Genomic DNA, 17,250 nt, shown 5'->3' on the forward strand with positions numbered 1-17,250 from the left:
GTCACGACCCTTCGATGGCTCCTGTCGCTCTGTTGAGTGTTTCCGATAAGTCCGGGCTGGTGCCTCTGGCGGAGGCCCTGCATCGGACCCATGGCTATCAGTTGCTCTCCAGTGGAGGCACAGCCAAGGTGCTGGAGCAGGCGGGCCTTCCGGTCACCCGTGTGGCGGATCACACCGGGGCTCCAGAAATTCTTGGCGGTCGTGTGAAAACACTGCACCCAAGGGTGCACGGCGGAATACTGGCCAAGCGGGGTGATGCAGCCCATACGGCTGATCTGGAACAGCAGAACATCGCCCCCATCGATGTGGTGGTGGTCAACCTTTACCCCTTCCGAGAAACGGTCGCCCGGCCGGATGTCAGTTGGAACCAGGCCATCGAGAACATCGATATCGGTGGCCCCGCCATGGTGCGGGCGGCTGCCAAGAACCATGCCGATGTGGCCGTCCTCACAAGCCCTGATCAATACGATCGTTTGTTGACCGCCATGGCGGAGTCCGGCGGGAGTGTGCCTTCGGATCTGCGTCGCCAATTGGCCCTTGAAGCGTTCCAGCACACAGCGTCTTACGACACTGCAATCAGCCGCTGGATGGTCGAGCAAAGCTCAGTGGAAGACAGCCCCTGGCTGGAAGCTGCCCCTCTGCGCCAGACCCTGCGGTATGGGGAAAATCCCCACCAAAAAGCGCACTGGTTCAGTCATCCCAAGCAGGGTTGGGGCGGTGCGATTCAGCTGCAGGGCAAGGAGCTGAGCACAAATAACCTTCTGGATCTGGAGGCTGCTCTCGCCACCGTGCGTGAGTTTGGCTATGGGGCCGATGGTGACGCACCGGCTTTGCAACCGGCGGCCGTCGTCGTCAAGCACACCAATCCTTGTGGTGTGGCGATCGGGTCAACGTTGCCTGCCGCATTGACCCGGGCTCTGGATGCTGACCGGGTTAGTGCTTTCGGCGGCATCATTGCCATGAATGGTGTTGTGGAAGCCACGGCGGCCCGTGAAATCACCAGTCTTTTCCTGGAATGTGTGGTGGCACCAGGATTTACGGCCGAAGCGCGGGAGGTGCTTTCGGCCAAGGCGAATCTGCGGCTTTTGGAGCTGTCTCCTCAGGCCATCGACGCAGCTGGTCCCGATCATGTGAGAAGCATTCTTGGCGGGCTCCTGGTTCAGGATTTGGATGACCAGGCGATCACGCCGGCAGATTGGACTGTGCCAAGCCAGCGTCCGCCTACACCCCAAGAAAAGCTGGATTTGGAATTTGCGTGGCGCTTGGTGCGTCACGTTCGCTCCAACGCCATCGTGGTAGCTCGGGATGGCCAGAGTCTCGGAGTGGGTGCTGGCCAGATGAATCGGGTGGGATCGGCCCGGATTGCCCTGGAGGCTGCGGGTGATCAGGCCCAGGGGGCGGTGCTGGCCAGTGATGGTTTCTTCCCCTTTGACGACACGGTGCGTCTGGCCGCCAGCCATGGCATCACCGCCGTGATCCATCCCGGCGGGAGCATGCGCGATGGCGATTCGATCAAGGCTTGTGATGAGCTCGGTCTGGCGATGCAGCTCACGGGCCGCCGTCATTTCCTTCATTAACCCTGGTGGTGGGGGGCGTCGGCCCCCTAGCCTCGCGAGACTGACGCTCCGCGCCGATGCTCGCCACCCTTCCCTTCAGCCTCAATTTCGCTCACCCACTGATGGAGTGGAGCTTGCTTGCCGTGGGTGGTTGGGCCCTTTACTTGGGGATCAAGGCCAAAAAAACGCGCACTGGTACCCCAGAGCAGCGTAAAAGTCTCGCGCCGAAAAAGTTTGCCCAGCGCCATTACCTGTGGGGGAGCATCCTGCTGGCCGCGATGACCCTCAGCACGCTGGGTGGGATGACCGTGACGTATCTGAATAACGGCAAGTTGTTCGTCGGGCCGCATCTGCTGGTTGGTCTGGCCATGACCGGCATGATTGCCGTCGCTGCATCGCTTTCACCCTTGATGCAACGTGGCAATTTGATTGCCCGCAAGGCCCATGTGGGCTTGAACATGGGCATGCTGACGCTGTTCCTCTGGCAAGCCTTTAGCGGAATGGAGATCGTTAACAAGATCTGGACCAACCGCTGAAGCCCGCTCAGAAGGCTGCTCGCTGACGTGGTGGGCAGCTCACCCGTGGGTGGCATGGAAGTCCACCTGAATGAATCAGGCTGGAGTGCACTCGATACTTCGACTATGTATCTGGGATCAAGGCTAAAAATGTCGCGCTGAAAAAGTTTCCCCAGCGCCATATCGTCGCGGACAGCATCCTGCTGGTCGAGTTGGCCTTGACAGGGATTCTTGCCATTGTTGTATCACTCCCACAGCTCATGAAGTGGGGCAATGTGATTGCGCATAAGCTTCATATTTTCCTGAACACGCTGCTGCTGTTTCTCTGATAAGCGGCTTCCGGCTTGTTCTTAAACGTAATTGTTGAAGGTAATTGCGCTGCGATCTTTCGATTAACGATGAAAGTCTTCTCTTTTGAGTGGTGTTTTACGGTCGTTATTTTTGATGTAAAAGAATGCAGTTGCCGCAACAACTGCCAGCGGGATTGCCGTAAAAAGAAGCAGCGCGATTGCGGTGTAATCTTGATGCATATGTAAAAAATTTTTTATACCTTACTTCCCTGTTCCGAGAGTGATGTGCCAAACTTGACTTTTGGATTGTTCAAAAAGATCTTCCGCTCTGTCTCTAATTGATTGTGAGTTAATTGGATAAACTATTGCCGATAGCATTGCTGGCTTAGGCGAATATAGTTATTTAATTAGCTTTCTGCAGATCATGCATGAAAGGTTTTGCATGAATTTTTGATCAGCAGTAATTTCGTGGTGCTGATTGATGATGGCTTTAGTCGTGGCATGAACCACAACTTCTGGCATTAAATTGCGATCATTTTTGAATTTCCTCGTTTGTTTGATTGGTTCTAAATCCTTGCTGAAAAGCTTCTAAATCTTGTCGTGCTTGAAGCCAAATGATAAGACGCTCACTGCTTTGGTATTCCATCCAATTAGCTTCTGAGGCAACAACCTTCGTGTGAAGAGCACGTTCAGTTTTGGTTTCAAAGCGGATAACACCTTGACTCAGAGGTGCATGGACAAAATAATCCCAATTAGGCTCAACCATCATCAATAATATATCCTCATCAACTTAGCTTTTGTTCCGATTGAATCCATCCATAATTGACCATACGCTGTAAGCTAATTTATTAAATTACGTTAAATCTGAGTGCTGCAAAATGATTGAATTGCTCGAAGCATAATACTTGCATCAACGCCTTCTTGCCTCATTTGTTTCGATCATAGTGGCACCTTGAGATGTAAAAAGTAAATCAAGCATCTTGGCTTTTGGCTTAAAATTCAGCTTGTTCCCCATTCAGTAATCCTTCTCGACTTTTTGGCATAGGCGTAAGAGTCAAGGGGGCTAATTTAGGGAACTTTTAATGATGTTTATCATTGTAAGTGAAGCGAATGGATTCGATGAAAGGCTTGCTAAAACCAGGATTTTTCTTGGCTATATATGTTTTAATGTGTTTTGGTGTTCTGGTTTTAGCTATTCACGAGTCAACCGCTCAGCCGATCGGATTGCTGGTCGTTGCCATGGTGATGACGCCAATAATTGTTTCGATATGCGGTGGATTACCCGTTGATTTTATGAAATCTAAAGCTAAATAGAGTATAGGGAATTTTAACTCATTGGTGCGCTAATAAATCATCATTTTACCTTGGCTGAATATGCTAATGCGTTCAACTTTTTCTCAAGATTATCGTGAGGTGACCTCTTGAATAATTGCTTTTGACCAGGCTTGCAGGCGATCATCGGTTTTTTCTGATTCATTGTCTTCGTCGATGGGGAGTCCACAGAACATCCCGTCGATAACACTTTTTGACTCATCAAAAATATATTGCTCAATCGATACATGGCCAATCATTCGACCTCCTGCGGATTCAAAGGATCTGTATAGTTCTTCCATGGCATCGCAGAAGTATTTGCTGAAAGCCGCAGAATCGCCTAAGCCTACAATGCCAATGGGTTTATTTTTAAGTTTTAAGTGAGGAATATTGTCAATGTGGTCGTCCCAAGTTGTGCCAGATCTTTTGACATCAGAGCCGGTATTCCAGGTGGGTGTGCAGCAAATTAATGCCTCAGATTCCTCTAATTCTTTTGTAAAATCAATTCTATCAAGATCTTTTAATTCTGAACCTGGTAGCAATATATTCAACCTTTCTGCGATGTCTTCTGTGTGGCCAGTTGCTGATGCGTAAACGATAGTGAAACGCATGAGCCATTACTTATGATTTATTATCATAAGTGCTTTTAGGTCCAGCCAAAGTACTTTTTTGACGCGATGATGTTGTGCAATCTACGAATGAATCTGCTTTTCAGTCGATGTCCTGCTTAAGAAGCCAATACGTGTTCGTTACTGGGATATCAGTGATCTATTTAAAGCAACTGGTCAGGCGGTGCCAAGTCCGTTGAACAGCTCTTTATGAACAACAAATGTATGGTAGAGAGCTGTGCCTGATTCGGGTTCGAGTCGTTCTCCGTCAGCGTTGAAGCCGATGCTGCACACCAGATTGCCTCTCCAGCTGATCTGATCCGGGCTCTGACTGGCAGACCAGTCCATCATTTTCTGAGCCTGTTCTGGTAGCTGGGCAGCAATTTTTTCACAGGCTTTGTTCAGCTTGTAAAGAGCTGGAGGCTTGGCAGGCAGTGCAAGGGATTTCCTCAATGAAAGCTCATCGAAGATGCCGATGTAGCGGATGTGTTCAATGATCTCAAGCTCGCATGGATCCAGGCCAGCATCGTTGAGTGCAAGCTCGAAAAACTCAACATCCAGGAGGGGACGCTTGATCATGCAGGTTTGATGCCCAAGGTTGAAACCGCCTCGGAAGTGACGAGTTCAATAATATACAAATGCTATAGCTCTCTAGAGGCCCGTGTCCATCCTGTCAAATGGCAGAGCCAATACCAAAGTGGAGCCAGGTTGATCATGCATGCTCGGTTTGCTGATTTAGTTAAAACTATTGCTTTCTATGTTCACATCACAAAAAATTGTCTCATTGTGCTGGCTTTGTATCCATGTTGTCTGAGTGATTCCCGTTTAGATGCATCTTCCCGTCGCTGTCTTGGGCGTTGCTCGGGCGCTGGATCAGTTGCTGATTTTATCTAAAAAATCTGGCTTGCGGCGCATTTTTTCCTGGATGTCGCCAAGCATTGAGCTGTAATTTGTGTGCACAACAACCTCCATGGTCTTAACCACCTTGTGGATTTTCCAGAGGCCGATTTGTATCTCAGAGCGTGCATAAGTCACCTGCCATGAGTCTGGATTGGGGCGACCGACTTGCTTCACCGTGATCTGGGTCCAGAAGGAGCTGCGGCGATGGGCGGCTTCGTAGCAGTGGCTCACGCTGCCATCGGCCTTCTTTGTCTTTTCGAAGCCGATGCTCTGCAGTTGCTCGCTCCAGTTGGACATTCTCAGGACGTGAATGGACGAATTTAAACCGTTGCCTGATGCTGGCAGATTCTCTTGTTTCCCTGATCAGGATTGTGCAATGGGGCCTGGGTAAATTATTCCTAATCTCAAAAATTTGTTGCCAAGATGAGTAGTTATTTGTGCCGTATAGCCGATCAAATCGAACGGATGCATTGGTTGAAGATTGCTACTGGCATCGATCTTCCGTTGCCATGGAGTGTTGTTCTTTCAAGTTCGCAAGAGCGAGAACGGGTGGAGATCCATGATTTCATGGCCAACTTGAAGAATTATTTGATGCTTGATTCGTCGCCGGTCGATCAATGATGGAAAGCTCGGGGAGCTGCTGATCGGAGCTGACGATTGGAGGCAGTGATTCGGCTGGAGGTGCCGCTCATCAGGTGGACCTCAAAACCTTTCAGCGCTTCGATCTCCATGCTGCGTCTGTGATCACGTGTGTCACGGCTCAAAATAGTCTTGTTGTCACGCATGTTGAACCCTTCAGTTGTTCTTCGGTTGGTCAGCAGAATGAGGCTGTTTTTTCGGATCTCGTTATCCCTGTCTTGAAATTTGGGATGTTGCACTCATCGGCGATTGTGGATGCTGGTGAAGGTCCTGGCATCTAGCGATCGCAGCTTGCAATGACGCCACCCACTCCCACAAGTGGACGGGATGCACTCTCGGTACTGCAGTCATGGCTGCTCTCGTCCTCGGCCTACCACTCGCAGATGCCGTGATCCAGGCCAAGGTCTATGTAAGGCAAGCATTGCTCCAAGCGGTTGCCTGTGGGCAGGGACTTGGATGTGTGGGGTGCAGGAGCGAACTTGTGAGCAAGTGAGCTAGGCCCAAGTCCTGCTGCTTTAGAAGGCTGCTCGTTGACGGGGTGGGCAGCTCAGACCATGGCTGGCATGGAAATCTTCTTGGACCTTCCATGTCAGCCGACGCGAAATCTGTCGAACGATCTGTTTCAGCAGATGGTCACCGCTGCTCTGGACCAACTGATCCGGCAACATCGAAATCACTTTGGGTAGCCGGATCCAGACCTTGAGATCAAGGTCCCACTGCACTGAGGTCTGCTCCTGTTCAGGGATCAGTCGCATCCCAGCGCGGAAGTCGACGTCATAGTGATTTCGCAGTGCGAGGGTCTGCGGCACCGTGCGCAGTGTTTCGATCCGGTACATCCCTTCCTGTTGCGGCAGCAGTCTCAGAGCAATCGTTGGCTCCACTTCGAAGCCGAAGTTTCCGAACCGCCCCAGGGTCAGGCTGTAGGACTGCAGGTCGATGGCCTCGATCTGCATTGGACTGGCGCAACGCTCAAACCAGCTTTGGTGGTCATCCAGGTAGCGCGCCAAGACTGCTTGGGGAGCCAGCATCTGCATCGAATCCTCGAAGTGGCTGCTGTAGCAGCGCACCTGGGGGTCGGCACCATGAAGCTGATTGTCGGTTTCAGTGGGCGACAAGACAGTCACGGATAGGGAGCTGCCGACGATGGGCGGATTAAAGATGAACCAATGTAAAGCTCCTTGCGATTCAGTTTTCGCTCAATTGCATCAGTTTTTCGATCACCTCTTCCACAGCCCGGTCTGGGGTTGAGGCACCGGAGGTGATTCCCACCTTGACGGGTCCTTCAGGAAGGAAATCGCCTTCACGACAGAGCTCGGCGGAAAGGGGTTTGTGCTCAATTGAATTGCTGCCGACGTCAATGCGCTCGGGCGTGTCGATGTGGAAGGAGCGGATGCCGCGGCTGATGGCGATTTCCTGCAGGTGGGTGGTATTCGACGAGTTGAAGCCACCGATTACCACCATCAGGTCCAACGGTTCATCCACCAGGGAGAACATGGCGTCCTGACGCTCCTGGGTTGCGTCGCAGATGGTGTTGAAGGCCAGGAAGTGATCGTTGAGCTGGGTGGGGCCGTATTTGCTCAACATCGTTCGCTCGAACAGGCGTCCGATTTCCTCCGTTTCGCTCTTGAGCATTGTGGTCTGGTTGGCCACACCCAGGCGTTCGAGGTCTCTGTCGGGATCGAAACCAGGGGAGCACGCTTTGGCAAAGCGTTCGATGAAGGCATCGCGGTTTCCGTTGCCGAGGATGTAATTGGCGACGTACTGGGCTTCTTCCAGATCCAGCACCACCAGATAGGTACCGGCAAATGAGCTCGTGGCGAGTGTCTCCTCGTGCTTCACCTTGCCGTGAATGATCGAGGTGAAGGTGTGCTTTTTGTGTTTCTCCACGGTGTTCCACACCTTGGAGACCCAGGGACAGGTGGTATCAACGATGTGACAGCCCCGCTCATTCAGCAACTGCATTTCCTGAACGGTGGCGCCAAAGGCCGGAAGGATCACCACATCACCGGAGGTGACACCGGAGAAATCCTTCACCCCTTGTTCAACGGGAATGAATTGGACATTCATCTCTCTCAGATGATCGTTCACAGAGGGGTTGTGAATGATCTCGTTCGTGATCCAGAGACGCTCGCTTGGGTAGTGCCTGCGGGTCTCGTAGGCCATTGCCACGGCACGTTCGACGCCCCAGCAGAAACCGAATGCTTCGGCCAGTCGAACGTCGAGCCGACCGTGTTCAAGCCGATAGCCGTTGTCCCGAATCGTGCCGATCAGACCGCTCTGGTAGGCCTGTTCGAGGCTTTCTGCCACTTCCTCGGCACGCCCGAAGCCTCGCCGGTTGTAACGCTCGGAATGATGGAGGGAGCGCTTGAAGGCGTGGGTGTCCATGGGGTGCGCCGGTGTGGGGTAACTCTATGTGGCCTGAAGCTGCGATTCAGGCAGCAAAAAAGCCCGGCCGATCGGCCGGGCTTGAGATCAATAACTGTGCCTGAAAGGAATCAGTTGTTGATGGTGGAGAAACCGGCGTAGGCCTCCATGCCGTGTTCGCCGATGTCCAGGCCTTCGGTCTCCTCCTGTTCGGTGACGCGGATACCACCGAAGAGGGCGCCGATGATCTGCCAAGCGATGTAGCAGGTGACAACAGTCCAGATGGCGTAGGCAGCGGTACCCAGAGCCTGGATGCCGAGCTGCTCAACACCACCGCCAACAAGCAGGCCGAGAGGTGAGCCGTCGCCCTGGATGTCATAGCCCCAGAGGCCAATCACGAGCGTGCCCCACACACCGCACACACCGTGCACGGAGAAGGCTCCCACGGGATCGTCAATGCCTGCGGCATCGAGTGCAGCGACGGAGAAGACGACGATGATGCCTCCCACCAGACCTGCTACCCATGAGCCTGCCAGGGTCAGGTTGCCGCAACCAGCGGTCACGCTCACCAGGCCGGCCAAGATGCCGTTGATGATCATGGTCAGGTCAGGCTTTTTAGAGGTGATCGTGGAGATCACCGTGGCACCGATGGCACCGCCGGCAGCGCCGAGGGTGGTCGTGACGGCCACATAGGGAACCCACTGGTCCATGGCCAGCTGGGAACCGGGGTTGAAGCCATACCAGCCGATCCAGAGGATCAGAGCGCCGAGGGTGGCGATGGACATGTTGTGGCCAGGGATGGCCTGCACCTTTCCATCGACGTATTTGCCGATGCGGGGTCCAAGTAGCAGGGCGCCGACCAGGCCGGCCCAGGCACCAACGGAGTGCACAATCGAGGAGCCAGCGAAGTCAATGAATTCGACATTGCCCACGCTGTTGAGCCAGCCACCGTTCCACTCCCAGCTGCCAGCAACCGGATAAATGAAGGCAGTGAGGACGAGCGCGAAGATCACGAACTCACCAAACTTGATGCGCTCCGCCACAAGGCCGGAAACGATCGTTGCAGCTGTTCCGGCGAAGGCTGCCTGGAACAGGAAATCAACGGTGGGGACCAGGCCGGCATCGCTGATGGTCTCAGCGGTGACGGTCGGATCGAAGAAGAATCCTGCGAAGTACAGCCAGCCGTCGATCGCGGCATCGCCATACATAAAGGAGTAGCCCACGAACCAGTAGGCGGTCACCGCGAGGGCGAACACGAACAGGTTCTTGGCAAGGATATTGACGGCATTCTTTTGCCGACACATGCCTGCTTCAACCATGGCGAAGCCGGCGTTCATGAAGATCACCAGGATGGTGGCGACCAGAAGCCAGAGGTTGTTGGCCAGAAAAGCTGCGGAGAGTTCAGGTAGCTCTTCGGCTTTGGCAGACAGCGTGAAGATGCCCAGACCCATAAGCGCCAAGGGCGCACAGGCGAGCCAGGTCATGGCGCGGTTGGAGCTGAAGCCACGGATGCTCTTGAGAAGCAGCATCGGGCCTTCCAGGAGGCTTGCCTCTTGGAGTGTTTTGCGCCGCCGTTCTGGAGGCGCGTGGAATGCAGTTGTCATGAACGAGGGTGCAGAGCTGCGAGACACGTCTGGAATGTTCCCAGACGAACCAAACCAAGCTGCCTGGGGGAAGCCCCCTTCCATGTTCGATCTGCTACCAAAAATCAAACTGGTCTAACTGGTCGCACTCCCTGCCAATGCACCGCGTCGGCGGCAAAGCTGAAACAGCACGGCACAACTTCCACGCCGCTGGCGGTGGATTGGCGAAACAGTTCTCCGTAGCGCGGATCAGCACTGTCGCCGGGAGCAAAGTCGTTCACATCTGGCCGGCTGAGGCAGGGCACGAGCACCGCGCGAGCTTCCGGAAGCACACCCATGAGCTCGATCAGATGCTTTTGGCCCCGCTCGGTCACCGTGTCAGGGAATAGTGCGGTTCTGCCGTCGGTCCAGGTTGTGTTCTTCACCTCTAAGTAGATCAGTCGTTGATCGGGGTTCTGTTCTGCCGGGGTCAGCAGGAGGTCAATCCGGCTGCGCTTGTTTGTTCCGTAGGCCACCTCTCCGCGGATTCCCGCAATCGCACCGAGTTGAGTGTCCAGACACCCCGCTTCGATCGTGGCCCGAATCAAGCGGTTGGGGAGGGCGGTATTAATGCCGACCCAGCAGGGTTTTCCCTCTGCACCTGGAACTTCGGCTTGTTCCCAGGTCCAGGCCAGCTTGCGTTTTGGAGAGGGTGCGTGGCGGAGACGCACCCGTTGGCCAGGGATCAAGACCCCCGTCATTGGACCGGTGTTGGCGCAATGGGCCGTGACGGTCTCACCACTGCTCAGTTCCACATCGGCGAGAAAGCGTTTGTAGCGCTTCAGCAGCACGCCCTCCGTCAGGGGTTCAAAACGCAGCAGGGCATCGCCCGGAGAGGGAAGGCCAGTCATGGCAGCAGCCGAGATCTGCCCATGGTCTCGTGCGATGCATTCACAATGCGCCCAGTGCTGGGGGCGGAATGGCGCGTTCACTCAAGGGGATCGCATTGGTGGTGACCCTTGGCACCCTGCTGAGCAAGGTGGGTGGCCTCATCCGGCAGCTGGTGATCGCAGCGGCCTTTGGGGTTGGTGCTGCCTATGACGCCTACAACTACGCCTATGTGCTGCCTGGATTTCTTCTGATCCTCCTCGGGGGGATCAACGGCCCTTTTCACAGCGCCATGGTGAGTGTTCTCAGCCGGCGCCCCCGGGCTGAAGGGGCTCACATCCTTGCTGCTCTCAACACCAGCGTCAGCGCTCTGCTTTTGCTGGTCACGATCGTTCTGGTGCTGGCGGCGGATCCCCTGATCACCCTGGTGGGGCCGGGTCTGGCACCCGATCTTCACGCCATCGCCAGGGTTCAGCTGCAGGTCATGGCACCGATGGCGCTGTTGGCCGGACTGATTGGGCTCGGCTTCGGTTCCCTCAACGCCGCAGATGAATTCTGGATTCCGGCGATCTCACCGCTGATGTCCAGCGGGGCCTTGATCTTGGGTGTGGGACTTCTGTGGTGGCAGCTCGGTGCTGACATTGCCTTGCCGTCCGCCGCCATGACCGGGGGTGTGGTGTTGGCATTCGCCACGTTGCTGGGGGCTTTATTGCAGTGGTTGATCCAGCTGCCGGCTTTGATCCAGCAGGGGTTGGCTCGGTTCCAATTGGTCTGGGACTGGCGGCATCCCGGCGTGCGAGAGGTCTGGCGTGTGATGGGGCCCGCGACGCTGTCGTCCGGAATGCTTCAGATCAATGTGTTCACGGATCTGTTTTTCGCCTCTGGAATCGTCGGTGCGGCTGCGGGTCTGGGGTACGCCAATTTGCTGGTGCAAACGCCGCTGGGCCTGATCTCGAATGCACTCCTGGTGCCCTTGCTGCCCACCTTCGCCAGGCTCACGGCGCCGGCCGATCGACCGCAGCTGATCGAACGGATCCGGCAGGGGCTCATGCTTTCCACTGCATCGATGATCCCTCTCGGCGGTCTGTTCATCGCCTTGGGTGGTCCCATCGTCGCCCTGGTCTACGAGCGTGGAGCCTTCGATGCGACAGCGGCTCAGCTGGTGACGGGTTTGCTGATGGCCTACGGCCTTGGCATGCCGGCCTACCTCGGTCGGGATGTGCTGGTGCGTGTCTTTTATGCCCTCGGCGATGGGACGACGCCCTTTCGGCTCTCGCTGGCGGGGATCGGTCTGAACGTGGTTTTTGATTGGCTGTTGGTGGGTGGCCCGACCCCTTGGGGGAATCAGTCGCCGTTCAATTTCGGAGCGCCCGGGTTAGTGCTTGCCACGGTCGCCATCAACCTGCTCACCTGTCTTGCCTTGTTGTTTGCTTTGCAGCAACGAATCTCAGGCCTCCCATTGCGGCGCTGGGGGCTTGATCTTTTGCGGCTGGCCATCGCTGGTGTGCTGGCCGCAGGCGCCGCCGGGATTCTGTTGGCCGTGGTGAGCTGGCCTTCAGGAGTCGTGGGCCTGCTCCTGAAGGTGTCTGCACCTGGCCTGCTGGGTCTGCTGTTGTTTGCCTTGATCGGTGCTCAATTCAAGGTGGCGGAGGTGCGGGAGATCACGCAGCTTTTGGTGGGTCGATTCAGGTCTCGCTGAGACGAATATCACGCTCTTCACGCACCTGGATGGGAAGTTCCAACTGTTCGCGACCCACGAGCTGTGGTCCTTGAACAGAAACGATCCGGGCTTCGATCCCGAACTCTTTGAAGGCGGTTTCCAGTTCCTGAATCAGGGCCTTTTCGACCTGGGCCTCTGCATCGACCACCCGTCCAATCAGCCGTTCACCCAGTCGGCCGATGCGCTGGCGAACGACGTCTCTCGAGTTGGTGACTTCAATGATCAGCACACCAACCGCGGCGGATGGACTGCAACCTTATCCGCAGTAAGGCTCAAGGATCTCTTCGAGATCACGGAGCTGGCTGGGGGGAATGAGTTTGGCGAGGGGGAGCTGACTAGCGCCTCCTGCCAGCGGAACCTTCACGGCGTCAAGCGCCTGCCGAGCAGCAACTTCAGCTCCTTGATTGACACGAGCACTGCATTCGATTGCGAGGGCGGAGGCCAGCTCGGCATCGCCGAGGTAAAGATGCCAGCCGCTGATTTGAACGTAAAGGCGATCAGCTAAAGCGCTTTGAAGGTCCTGCAGATCGCTGGCGGAAAGGGACATCAGCCCAGGAGGAGCGAGGGGGATGCCTCCATGCTGGCTTTATTCCTCTGGCTTTGGTCGCTGAAGAATTACCCATATCAACTGGCCCAGCCACAAGGTTGCCCAGAGTCCGGTGACCCAGGTCAAGCTTCCCGGAGGAAAGGGATGGCGCATCTCCTGCAGGAACCAACTGCCGCTGTTCACCGCGGCGAAGATGCCTCCGTGAAGGCATAGGTTCACGATGCGCTCGAAATGCCGATAAGTCGGATCCTCAGGGTTAGCGGGGCCATACCAGCGGATCGGCATTGCTCGGGCACAGAAACACCTGAATCCTGGCGCGGCCGGGGCCCGGTTGACGAGCGGACCCTCGATGGGGTCTGATGGTTCCACGCCAGCGCTTGTAGCTCAGCGGATTAGAGCATCTGACTACGGATCAGAGGGTCGGGAGTTCGAATCTCTCCAGGCGCGTTTCAACTGCCCCCATGGGCAGTTTTTTTTTGGTTGATCGCTCAGCCTGATCGCTGTGGTTTCTTACGATTGGTCGAAGCTTTACTGACATTTCATGGGCCAGGCTTCTGGACGCGCCATCGACGCTGATCTGGCTCAATCGGATCCGGATATTGCTGCGTTCATCAACCAGGAACAGCAGCGTCAGGAAACCCACCTTGAGCTGATCGCATCAGAGAACTTCGCGTCCCGCGCGGTGATGCAGGCTCAGGGTTCTGTTCTGACCAACAAGTACGCCGAGGGTCTGCCCAGCAAGCGGTATTACGGCGGTTGTGAGCACGTTGATGCCATTGAGGAGTTGGCCATCGAGCGGGCCAAGCAGTTGTTCGGGGCTGCATGGGCCAATGTGCAGCCCCACAGCGGTGCCCAAGCCAACTTCGCCGTTTTTCTGGCCCTGCTGCAGCCCGGGGACACGATCATGGGGCTCGACCTGTCCCATGGCGGTCATCTGACCCATGGCTCTCCGGTCAACGTCAGTGGCAAGTGGTTCAACGTCGTTCAATACGGCGTCGATAAGGAGACCCAACGCCTGGATATGGAGGCGATTCGGCAGCTTGCTCTGGAGCACAAGCCCAAGCTGATTGTTTGTGGCTATTCCGCCTATCCGCGAACGATTGACTTCGCTGCGTTCCGTGCCATCGCGGATGAAGTGGGTGCCTATCTGCTGGCCGATATGGCCCACATCGCCGGCCTCGTGGCTGCTGGCGTCCACCCCAGTCCGGTGCCTCACTGCGATGTGGTGACCACCACCACCCACAAAACCCTTCGCGGCCCCCGTGGTGGTTTGATTTTGTGCCGCGATGCTGATTTCGCCAAAAAATTCGACAAGGCCGTTTTCCCCGGCAGTCAGGGCGGCCCTTTAGAGCACGTGATCGCGGCCAAGGCTGTGGCTTTTGGTGAAGCGTTGCAGCCTTCGTTCAAGGCTTACAGCCAGCAGGTGGTCGCCAATGCGGCGGCCCTCGCCGAACAGCTGATTGCCCGCGGCGTCGATGTCGTCAGTGGTGGCACCGATAATCATGTGGTGCTGCTTGATCTGCGGTGCATTTCGATGACAGGAAAAGTGGCTGATCTGCTGGTGAGTGATGTGCACATCACGGCCAACAAGAACACGGTTCCCTTTGACCCCGAATCACCCTTCGTCACCAGTGGCCTGCGGCTGGGAACTGCTGCACTGACCACGCGCGGTTTTGATGTTCAAGCCTTCCGCGAGGTCGCTGATGTGATTGCCGACCGTCTTCTGAATCCCGAGGATGACGCGATTCGGCAGCGTTGCCTGGACCGTGTGGCTGCTCTCTGTGAGCGCTTCCCCCTCTACGCCGACAGCAAGCAGCCTGTTCTGGCGTGAGGTTCGGCCCTTCCACTCGAAGCAGCTTGGGTGGGTTTTGCTGTGCGGGTTGCAAGCTCTTTAGGATTGGGATTACTCCTTCTGACCGGGGGACCGTCTCTTTCCCGGAGCTTTTGTGAATCTCTTGGCCAGCCCTATTGCGGTTGCCTCGGTCAGTTTTCTTCTGGCCGCGGTGATCACCACGGTGCTGGTACCCCGGGTGCGACGGCTGGGTCTTCGCTTCGGGTGGACCGATCAGCCCGATGAGCGCAAGCAGCACATCACCCCCATGGTGAGACTTGGGGGGGTTGCCATGGTGCTGGGTTTTTGTCTGGCCTTGGCGGCGGTTTGGTCGATGGGGGGCTTCGGACTGCTGGCTCCGGCAAGGGATCAACTGATTTGGAGCACCCTGGCCGGTTCACTCTGCTTTTTTCTGATCGGCTTGGCGGATGACCTCTTCGCCCTTTCCCCGTGGCCTCGGCTGGCTGGGCAGGTCGCCGTGGCTTGTGCGGTTTGGAGCCAGGGCGTTCGGATTGGAGCAATCGATCTCCCCTGGCTCACCGCTTCCGCAGGTCCGATTGCCTTGCCGGACGGCCTCAGCCTTTTGGCAACCGTTGTTTGGCTGGTAGGGATTACCAATGCCATCAACTGGTTGGATGGCCTTGATGGCCTCGCCGCTGGGGTTGCTGGCATTGCCGCTGTCGGACTGGTGTCCGTCAGCTTTTCGCTTCATCAGGTGGCCGCTGGATTCCTGGCCGCTGCACTGGCTGGCTGCTGCCTTGGTTTCTTGCGACATAACTTCAACCCAGCCCGGATTTTCATGGGCGATGGGGGTTCCTACTTCCTCGGGTTCACCCTCGCTGCCGTCAGCATCGTGGGACCCGCCAAGGGGCTCACAACCGTCAGCTTGCTGCTGCCGCTCCTGATTCTCTCGCTGCCGCTGGCCGACATGTCGGCCGTGATCATGGGCCGGCTGCGGGAAGGCCGCTCTCCCTTCTATCCCGACCGCCGTCACCTCCATCACCGTTTGCTTCGCGCCGGGTTCAGTCATCGGCGCACGGTTCTGTTGATCTACGTCTTCACCCAGTGGCTCGCAGCCCTTGCCCTGGTAGTTGCCAACGCTGAGATGCGCTTCCTCTGGCTGGCTCTTGCTACAGCCATCCTGGTGGCCACGGTCGTGATTAGTCGGCGTCAGCTGCAACACGAGCGGGCCCTGATGAGCACCACGCCGCGTGCCACACCCGTAGACCCTGCTGCCCTTGGCAAGCCGCGTGGCTGAATCGGGCGTTGAAGTTCTGTGTGTGGGCACGGAGTTGCTGTTGGGCGACATCCTTAATGGCAATGCCCGATGGATCGCTGAACAGTTGGCTGCTTTGGGGTTGCCGCATTACCGCCAAACGGTCGTCGGCGACAACAAAGACCGCTTGGTCGCCGCCGTGCGTGAGGCGTCGCAGCGTTGCAGGGTTCTGGTGACGACAGGCGGTTTGGGCCCCACGCCGGATGACCTCACCACAGATGCCCTGGCTGCTGCCTTCGAGACTCCTCTGGAGGAACGTCCAGAGCTCTGGCTGGAGATCCAGCGGAAGTTATCAGCGGGAGGCCGGCCGGTGGCTCCCAGCAATCGCAGCCAGGCTTTTCTCCCCCGCGGGGCTGAGGTTCTTCCCAATCCAAAGGGCTCGGCTCCCGGGATGATCTGGTCGCCGCGACCGGATTTCACCATCCTCACCTTTCCGGGGGTGCCCTCGGAGATGCAGGCAATGTGGACGGAGACGGCCGTCCCGTGGCTCCAAGCGCATGGTGGTGCCACCGGGATATTTGTTAGCCGTCAACTTCGCTTCAGCGGTATTGGTGAATCCGATCTGGCCGAGCGCGTTGCTGATCTGTTGGCCTCCACCAATCCAACGGTGGCGCCCTACGCCTCCCTCGGAGACGTGAAATTACGGCTCACAGCCTGTGCCTCGAGTGCCGATGCTGCAGCTCAGATGCTGGTGCCGCTTGAAGCGGAGCTGCGGCGCCGCACAGGGGACCACTGCTACGGCGTGGATGAGGACAGCCTGGCGTCGGTGGTGATCAGCCTGCTCAAGCAACAGGATCAGTCTCTGGCGGTGGCTGAATCCTGCACCGGAGGCGCACTGGCGGCGGCTCTCACGGCTGTTGCAGGCTCCTCATCGGTTTTTCAGGGTGGCGTTATCGCTTACAGCAATGCGGTGAAACAGGGCCTGCTTGGGGTGTCGACGGATCTGCTGATGACCCACGGTGCTGTCTCGCAGCCAGTGGTCGAAGCGATGGCCCGGGGAGCCAGAGAGCGCCTGAATTGTGACTGGGCGATTGCGGTGAGTGGAATTGCCGGGCCTGGAGGTGGAAGCGCCGAGAAGCCTGTGGGCTTGGTGCACCTTGCCTTGGCCGGCCCCCATGGTTGTGAGGCTTGGGTGCACCGCTTCGGTGAGCGCCGTGGCCGGGCGGCTATTCAGAGGTTGAGCGTGATCCGCGGCTTAGACCGTCTTCGTCTGCGCTTGCTCGCTCAGGTTTAGGGTCGACGG

At 56.7% G+C, this 17,250-nt stretch carries 21 protein-coding genes and 1 tRNA gene; 11 read left to right on the plus strand and 11 right to left on the minus strand.

Annotated features, from left to right (window positions below):
• Window positions 1-14: 14 nt before the first annotated feature.
• Window positions 15-1,577, plus strand: a complete 1,563-nt coding sequence (gene purH, locus DXY29_RS10445) for a bifunctional phosphoribosylaminoimidazolecarboxamide formyltransferase/IMP cyclohydrolase (protein ID WP_115024932.1) — start codon at window positions 15-17, stop codon at window positions 1,575-1,577.
• A gap of 56 nt (window positions 1,578-1,633) precedes the next feature.
• On the plus strand, window positions 1,634-2,092 hold the full coding sequence (locus tag DXY29_RS10450; RefSeq protein WP_115024933.1) for a DUF4079 domain-containing protein: 459 nt from the start codon (window positions 1,634-1,636) through the stop codon (window positions 2,090-2,092).
• Between the two features lie 801 nt (window positions 2,093-2,893).
• Here the strand turns inward: DXY29_RS10450 and DXY29_RS13095 are convergent.
• The gene (locus tag DXY29_RS13095; protein WP_170952193.1) at window positions 2,894-3,130 is read right to left on the minus strand and encodes a hypothetical protein; all 237 of its coding nucleotides are present in this window, start codon (window positions 3,128-3,130) and stop codon (window positions 2,894-2,896) included.
• Between the two features lie 341 nt (window positions 3,131-3,471).
• Here DXY29_RS13095 and DXY29_RS13100 point away from each other — a divergent pair, with 341 nt between their 5' ends.
• Window positions 3,472-3,675 (plus strand): hypothetical protein, encoded by a 204-nt coding sequence (locus DXY29_RS13100; protein WP_170952194.1) that lies wholly within the window; start codon window positions 3,472-3,474, stop codon window positions 3,673-3,675.
• An 89-nt stretch (window positions 3,676-3,764) separates the two neighbouring features.
• Here the strand turns inward: DXY29_RS13100 and fldA are convergent, their stop codons facing one another.
• From fldA to DXY29_RS10465, 3 genes are all read right to left on the minus strand, one after another.
• Entirely contained in the window at window positions 3,765-4,283 is a 519-nt protein-coding gene (gene fldA, locus DXY29_RS10455; RefSeq protein ID WP_115024934.1) for a flavodoxin FldA, read from the minus strand.
• Window positions 4,284-4,457: 174 nt separating this feature from the next.
• On the minus strand, window positions 4,458-4,859 hold the full coding sequence (locus DXY29_RS10460) for a hypothetical protein (RefSeq protein WP_115024935.1): 402 nt from the start codon (window positions 4,857-4,859) through the stop codon (window positions 4,458-4,460).
• A gap of 294 nt (window positions 4,860-5,153) precedes the next feature.
• Window positions 5,154-5,477, minus strand: a complete 324-nt coding sequence (locus DXY29_RS10465; protein WP_115024936.1) for a hypothetical protein — start codon at window positions 5,475-5,477, stop codon at window positions 5,154-5,156.
• A gap of 168 nt (window positions 5,478-5,645) precedes the next feature.
• Here DXY29_RS10465 and DXY29_RS13555 point away from each other — a divergent pair, with 168 nt between their 5' ends.
• From DXY29_RS13555 to DXY29_RS13935, 3 genes are all read left to right on the plus strand, one after another.
• Entirely contained in the window at window positions 5,646-5,801 is a 156-nt protein-coding gene (locus DXY29_RS13555) for a hypothetical protein (RefSeq protein WP_170952195.1), read from the plus strand.
• A 74-nt stretch (window positions 5,802-5,875) separates the two neighbouring features.
• Window positions 5,876-6,100 (plus strand): bifunctional hydroxymethylpyrimidine kinase/phosphomethylpyrimidine kinase, encoded by a 225-nt coding sequence (locus tag DXY29_RS13930; RefSeq protein ID WP_170952196.1) that lies wholly within the window; start codon window positions 5,876-5,878, stop codon window positions 6,098-6,100.
• 2 nt (window positions 6,101-6,102) lie between these two features.
• A complete protein-coding gene (locus DXY29_RS13935) occupies window positions 6,103-6,312 on the plus strand; it encodes a bifunctional hydroxymethylpyrimidine kinase/phosphomethylpyrimidine kinase (protein WP_371411084.1) in 210 nt (69 codons plus the stop codon).
• A gap of 22 nt (window positions 6,313-6,334) precedes the next feature.
• On the opposite strand, the gene DXY29_RS10480 is transcribed toward DXY29_RS13935, so the two are convergent.
• From DXY29_RS10480 to sfsA, 4 genes are all read right to left on the minus strand, one after another.
• On the minus strand, window positions 6,335-6,943 hold the full coding sequence (locus DXY29_RS10480; protein WP_115024939.1) for a DUF1997 domain-containing protein: 609 nt from the start codon (window positions 6,941-6,943) through the stop codon (window positions 6,335-6,337).
• 61 nt (window positions 6,944-7,004) lie between these two features.
• Window positions 7,005-8,204 carry a 4-hydroxy-3-methylbut-2-enyl diphosphate reductase gene (locus tag DXY29_RS10485; protein WP_115024940.1) on the minus strand — a complete coding sequence of 400 codons (1,200 nt, stop codon included), beginning with the start codon at window positions 8,202-8,204 and terminating at the stop codon, window positions 7,005-7,007.
• 110 nt (window positions 8,205-8,314) lie between these two features.
• The gene (locus DXY29_RS10490) at window positions 8,315-9,787 is read right to left on the minus strand and encodes an ammonium transporter (RefSeq protein WP_115025056.1); all 1,473 of its coding nucleotides are present in this window, start codon (window positions 9,785-9,787) and stop codon (window positions 8,315-8,317) included.
• Between the two features lie 104 nt (window positions 9,788-9,891).
• Window positions 9,892-10,656, minus strand: a complete 765-nt coding sequence (gene sfsA, locus DXY29_RS10495; RefSeq protein WP_115024941.1) for a DNA/RNA nuclease SfsA — start codon at window positions 10,654-10,656, stop codon at window positions 9,892-9,894.
• A 68-nt stretch (window positions 10,657-10,724) separates the two neighbouring features.
• On the opposite strand from sfsA, the gene murJ reads away from it, so the two are divergent.
• Entirely contained in the window at window positions 10,725-12,332 is a 1,608-nt protein-coding gene (gene murJ / locus DXY29_RS10500) for a murein biosynthesis integral membrane protein MurJ (RefSeq protein ID WP_115024942.1), read from the plus strand.
• Here murJ and DXY29_RS10505 read toward each other — a convergent pair.
• Genes DXY29_RS10505 through DXY29_RS10515 form a run of 3 tightly spaced genes read right to left on the minus strand, consistent with a single transcriptional unit; the run spans window position 12,319 to window position 13,185 of the window.
• Window positions 12,319-12,582: a cytochrome-c oxidase gene (locus DXY29_RS10505; protein WP_115024943.1), complete on the minus strand. Its 264-nt coding sequence runs from the start codon at window positions 12,580-12,582 to the stop codon at window positions 12,319-12,321. The two genes, murJ and DXY29_RS10505, sit on opposite strands and share 14 nt — an antisense overlap.
• Window positions 12,583-12,609: 27 nt before the next feature.
• Window positions 12,610-12,900, minus strand: coding sequence for a DUF3181 family protein (locus DXY29_RS10510; RefSeq protein WP_115024944.1), 291 nt, complete (start codon window positions 12,898-12,900; stop codon window positions 12,610-12,612).
• 39 nt (window positions 12,901-12,939) lie between these two features.
• Window positions 12,940-13,185 carry a hypothetical protein gene (locus DXY29_RS10515; RefSeq protein WP_115024945.1) on the minus strand — a complete coding sequence of 82 codons (246 nt, stop codon included), beginning with the start codon at window positions 13,183-13,185 and terminating at the stop codon, window positions 12,940-12,942.
• A gap of 88 nt (window positions 13,186-13,273) precedes the next feature.
• Between DXY29_RS10515 and DXY29_RS10520 the strand changes: the two genes are divergently transcribed.
• From DXY29_RS10520 to DXY29_RS10535, 4 genes are all read left to right on the plus strand, one after another.
• Window positions 13,274-13,347, plus strand: a tRNA-Arg gene (locus tag DXY29_RS10520).
• Window positions 13,348-13,441: 94 nt separating this feature from the next.
• Window positions 13,442-14,731 carry a serine hydroxymethyltransferase gene (gene glyA, locus DXY29_RS10525; RefSeq protein ID WP_115024946.1) on the plus strand — a complete coding sequence of 430 codons (1,290 nt, stop codon included), beginning with the start codon at window positions 13,442-13,444 and terminating at the stop codon, window positions 14,729-14,731.
• A gap of 115 nt (window positions 14,732-14,846) precedes the next feature.
• Complete coding sequence (locus tag DXY29_RS10530) at window positions 14,847-15,989, plus strand: glycosyltransferase family 4 protein (protein WP_115024947.1); 1,143 nt, start codon at window positions 14,847-14,849, stop codon at window positions 15,987-15,989.
• Window positions 15,982-17,241 (plus strand): competence/damage-inducible protein A, encoded by a 1,260-nt coding sequence (locus DXY29_RS10535; RefSeq protein ID WP_115024948.1) that lies wholly within the window; start codon window positions 15,982-15,984, stop codon window positions 17,239-17,241. Before DXY29_RS10530 ends, DXY29_RS10535 begins: the two co-directional genes overlap by 8 nt.
• Window positions 17,242-17,250: the final 9 nt, after the last annotated feature.

The organism is Synechococcus sp. UW69 (genome assembly GCF_900474185.1).
Classification (GTDB): Bacteria; Cyanobacteriota; Cyanobacteriia; order PCC-6307; family Cyanobiaceae; genus Parasynechococcus.

Bases quoted from the DNA above. Each gene is read 5' to 3' on its own strand.
- purH (WP_115024932.1), top strand. From the start codon at position 15: ATGGCTCCTGTCGCTCTGTTGAGTGTTTCCGATAAGTCCGGGCTGGTG.
- DXY29_RS10450 (WP_115024933.1), top strand. From the start codon at position 1,634: ATGCTCGCCACCCTTCCCTTCAGCCTCAATTTCGCTCACCCACTGATG.
- DXY29_RS13095 (WP_170952193.1), bottom strand. From the start codon at position 3,130: ATGATGGTTGAGCCTAATTGGGATTATTTTGTCCATGCACCTCTGAGT.
- DXY29_RS13100 (WP_170952194.1), top strand. From the start codon at position 3,472: ATGGATTCGATGAAAGGCTTGCTAAAACCAGGATTTTTCTTGGCTATA.
- fldA (WP_115024934.1), bottom strand. From the start codon at position 4,283: ATGCGTTTCACTATCGTTTACGCATCAGCAACTGGCCACACAGAAGAC.
- DXY29_RS10460 (WP_115024935.1), bottom strand. From the start codon at position 4,859: ATGATCAAGCGTCCCCTCCTGGATGTTGAGTTTTTCGAGCTTGCACTC.
- DXY29_RS10465 (WP_115024936.1), bottom strand. From the start codon at position 5,477: ATGTCCAACTGGAGCGAGCAACTGCAGAGCATCGGCTTCGAAAAGACA.
- DXY29_RS13555 (WP_170952195.1), top strand. From the start codon at position 5,646: ATGCATTGGTTGAAGATTGCTACTGGCATCGATCTTCCGTTGCCATGG.
- DXY29_RS10485 (WP_115024940.1), bottom strand. From the start codon at position 8,204: ATGGACACCCACGCCTTCAAGCGCTCCCTCCATCATTCCGAGCGTTAC.
- DXY29_RS10490 (WP_115025056.1), bottom strand. From the start codon at position 9,787: ATGACAACTGCATTCCACGCGCCTCCAGAACGGCGGCGCAAAACACTC.
- sfsA (WP_115024941.1), bottom strand. From the start codon at position 10,656: ATGACTGGCCTTCCCTCTCCGGGCGATGCCCTGCTGCGTTTTGAACCC.
- murJ (WP_115024942.1), top strand. From the start codon at position 10,725: ATGGCGCGTTCACTCAAGGGGATCGCATTGGTGGTGACCCTTGGCACC.
- DXY29_RS10510 (WP_115024944.1), bottom strand. From the start codon at position 12,900: ATGTCCCTTTCCGCCAGCGATCTGCAGGACCTTCAAAGCGCTTTAGCT.
- DXY29_RS10515 (WP_115024945.1), bottom strand. From the start codon at position 13,185: ATGCCGATCCGCTGGTATGGCCCCGCTAACCCTGAGGATCCGACTTAT.
- glyA (WP_115024946.1), top strand. From the start codon at position 13,442: ATGGGCCAGGCTTCTGGACGCGCCATCGACGCTGATCTGGCTCAATCG.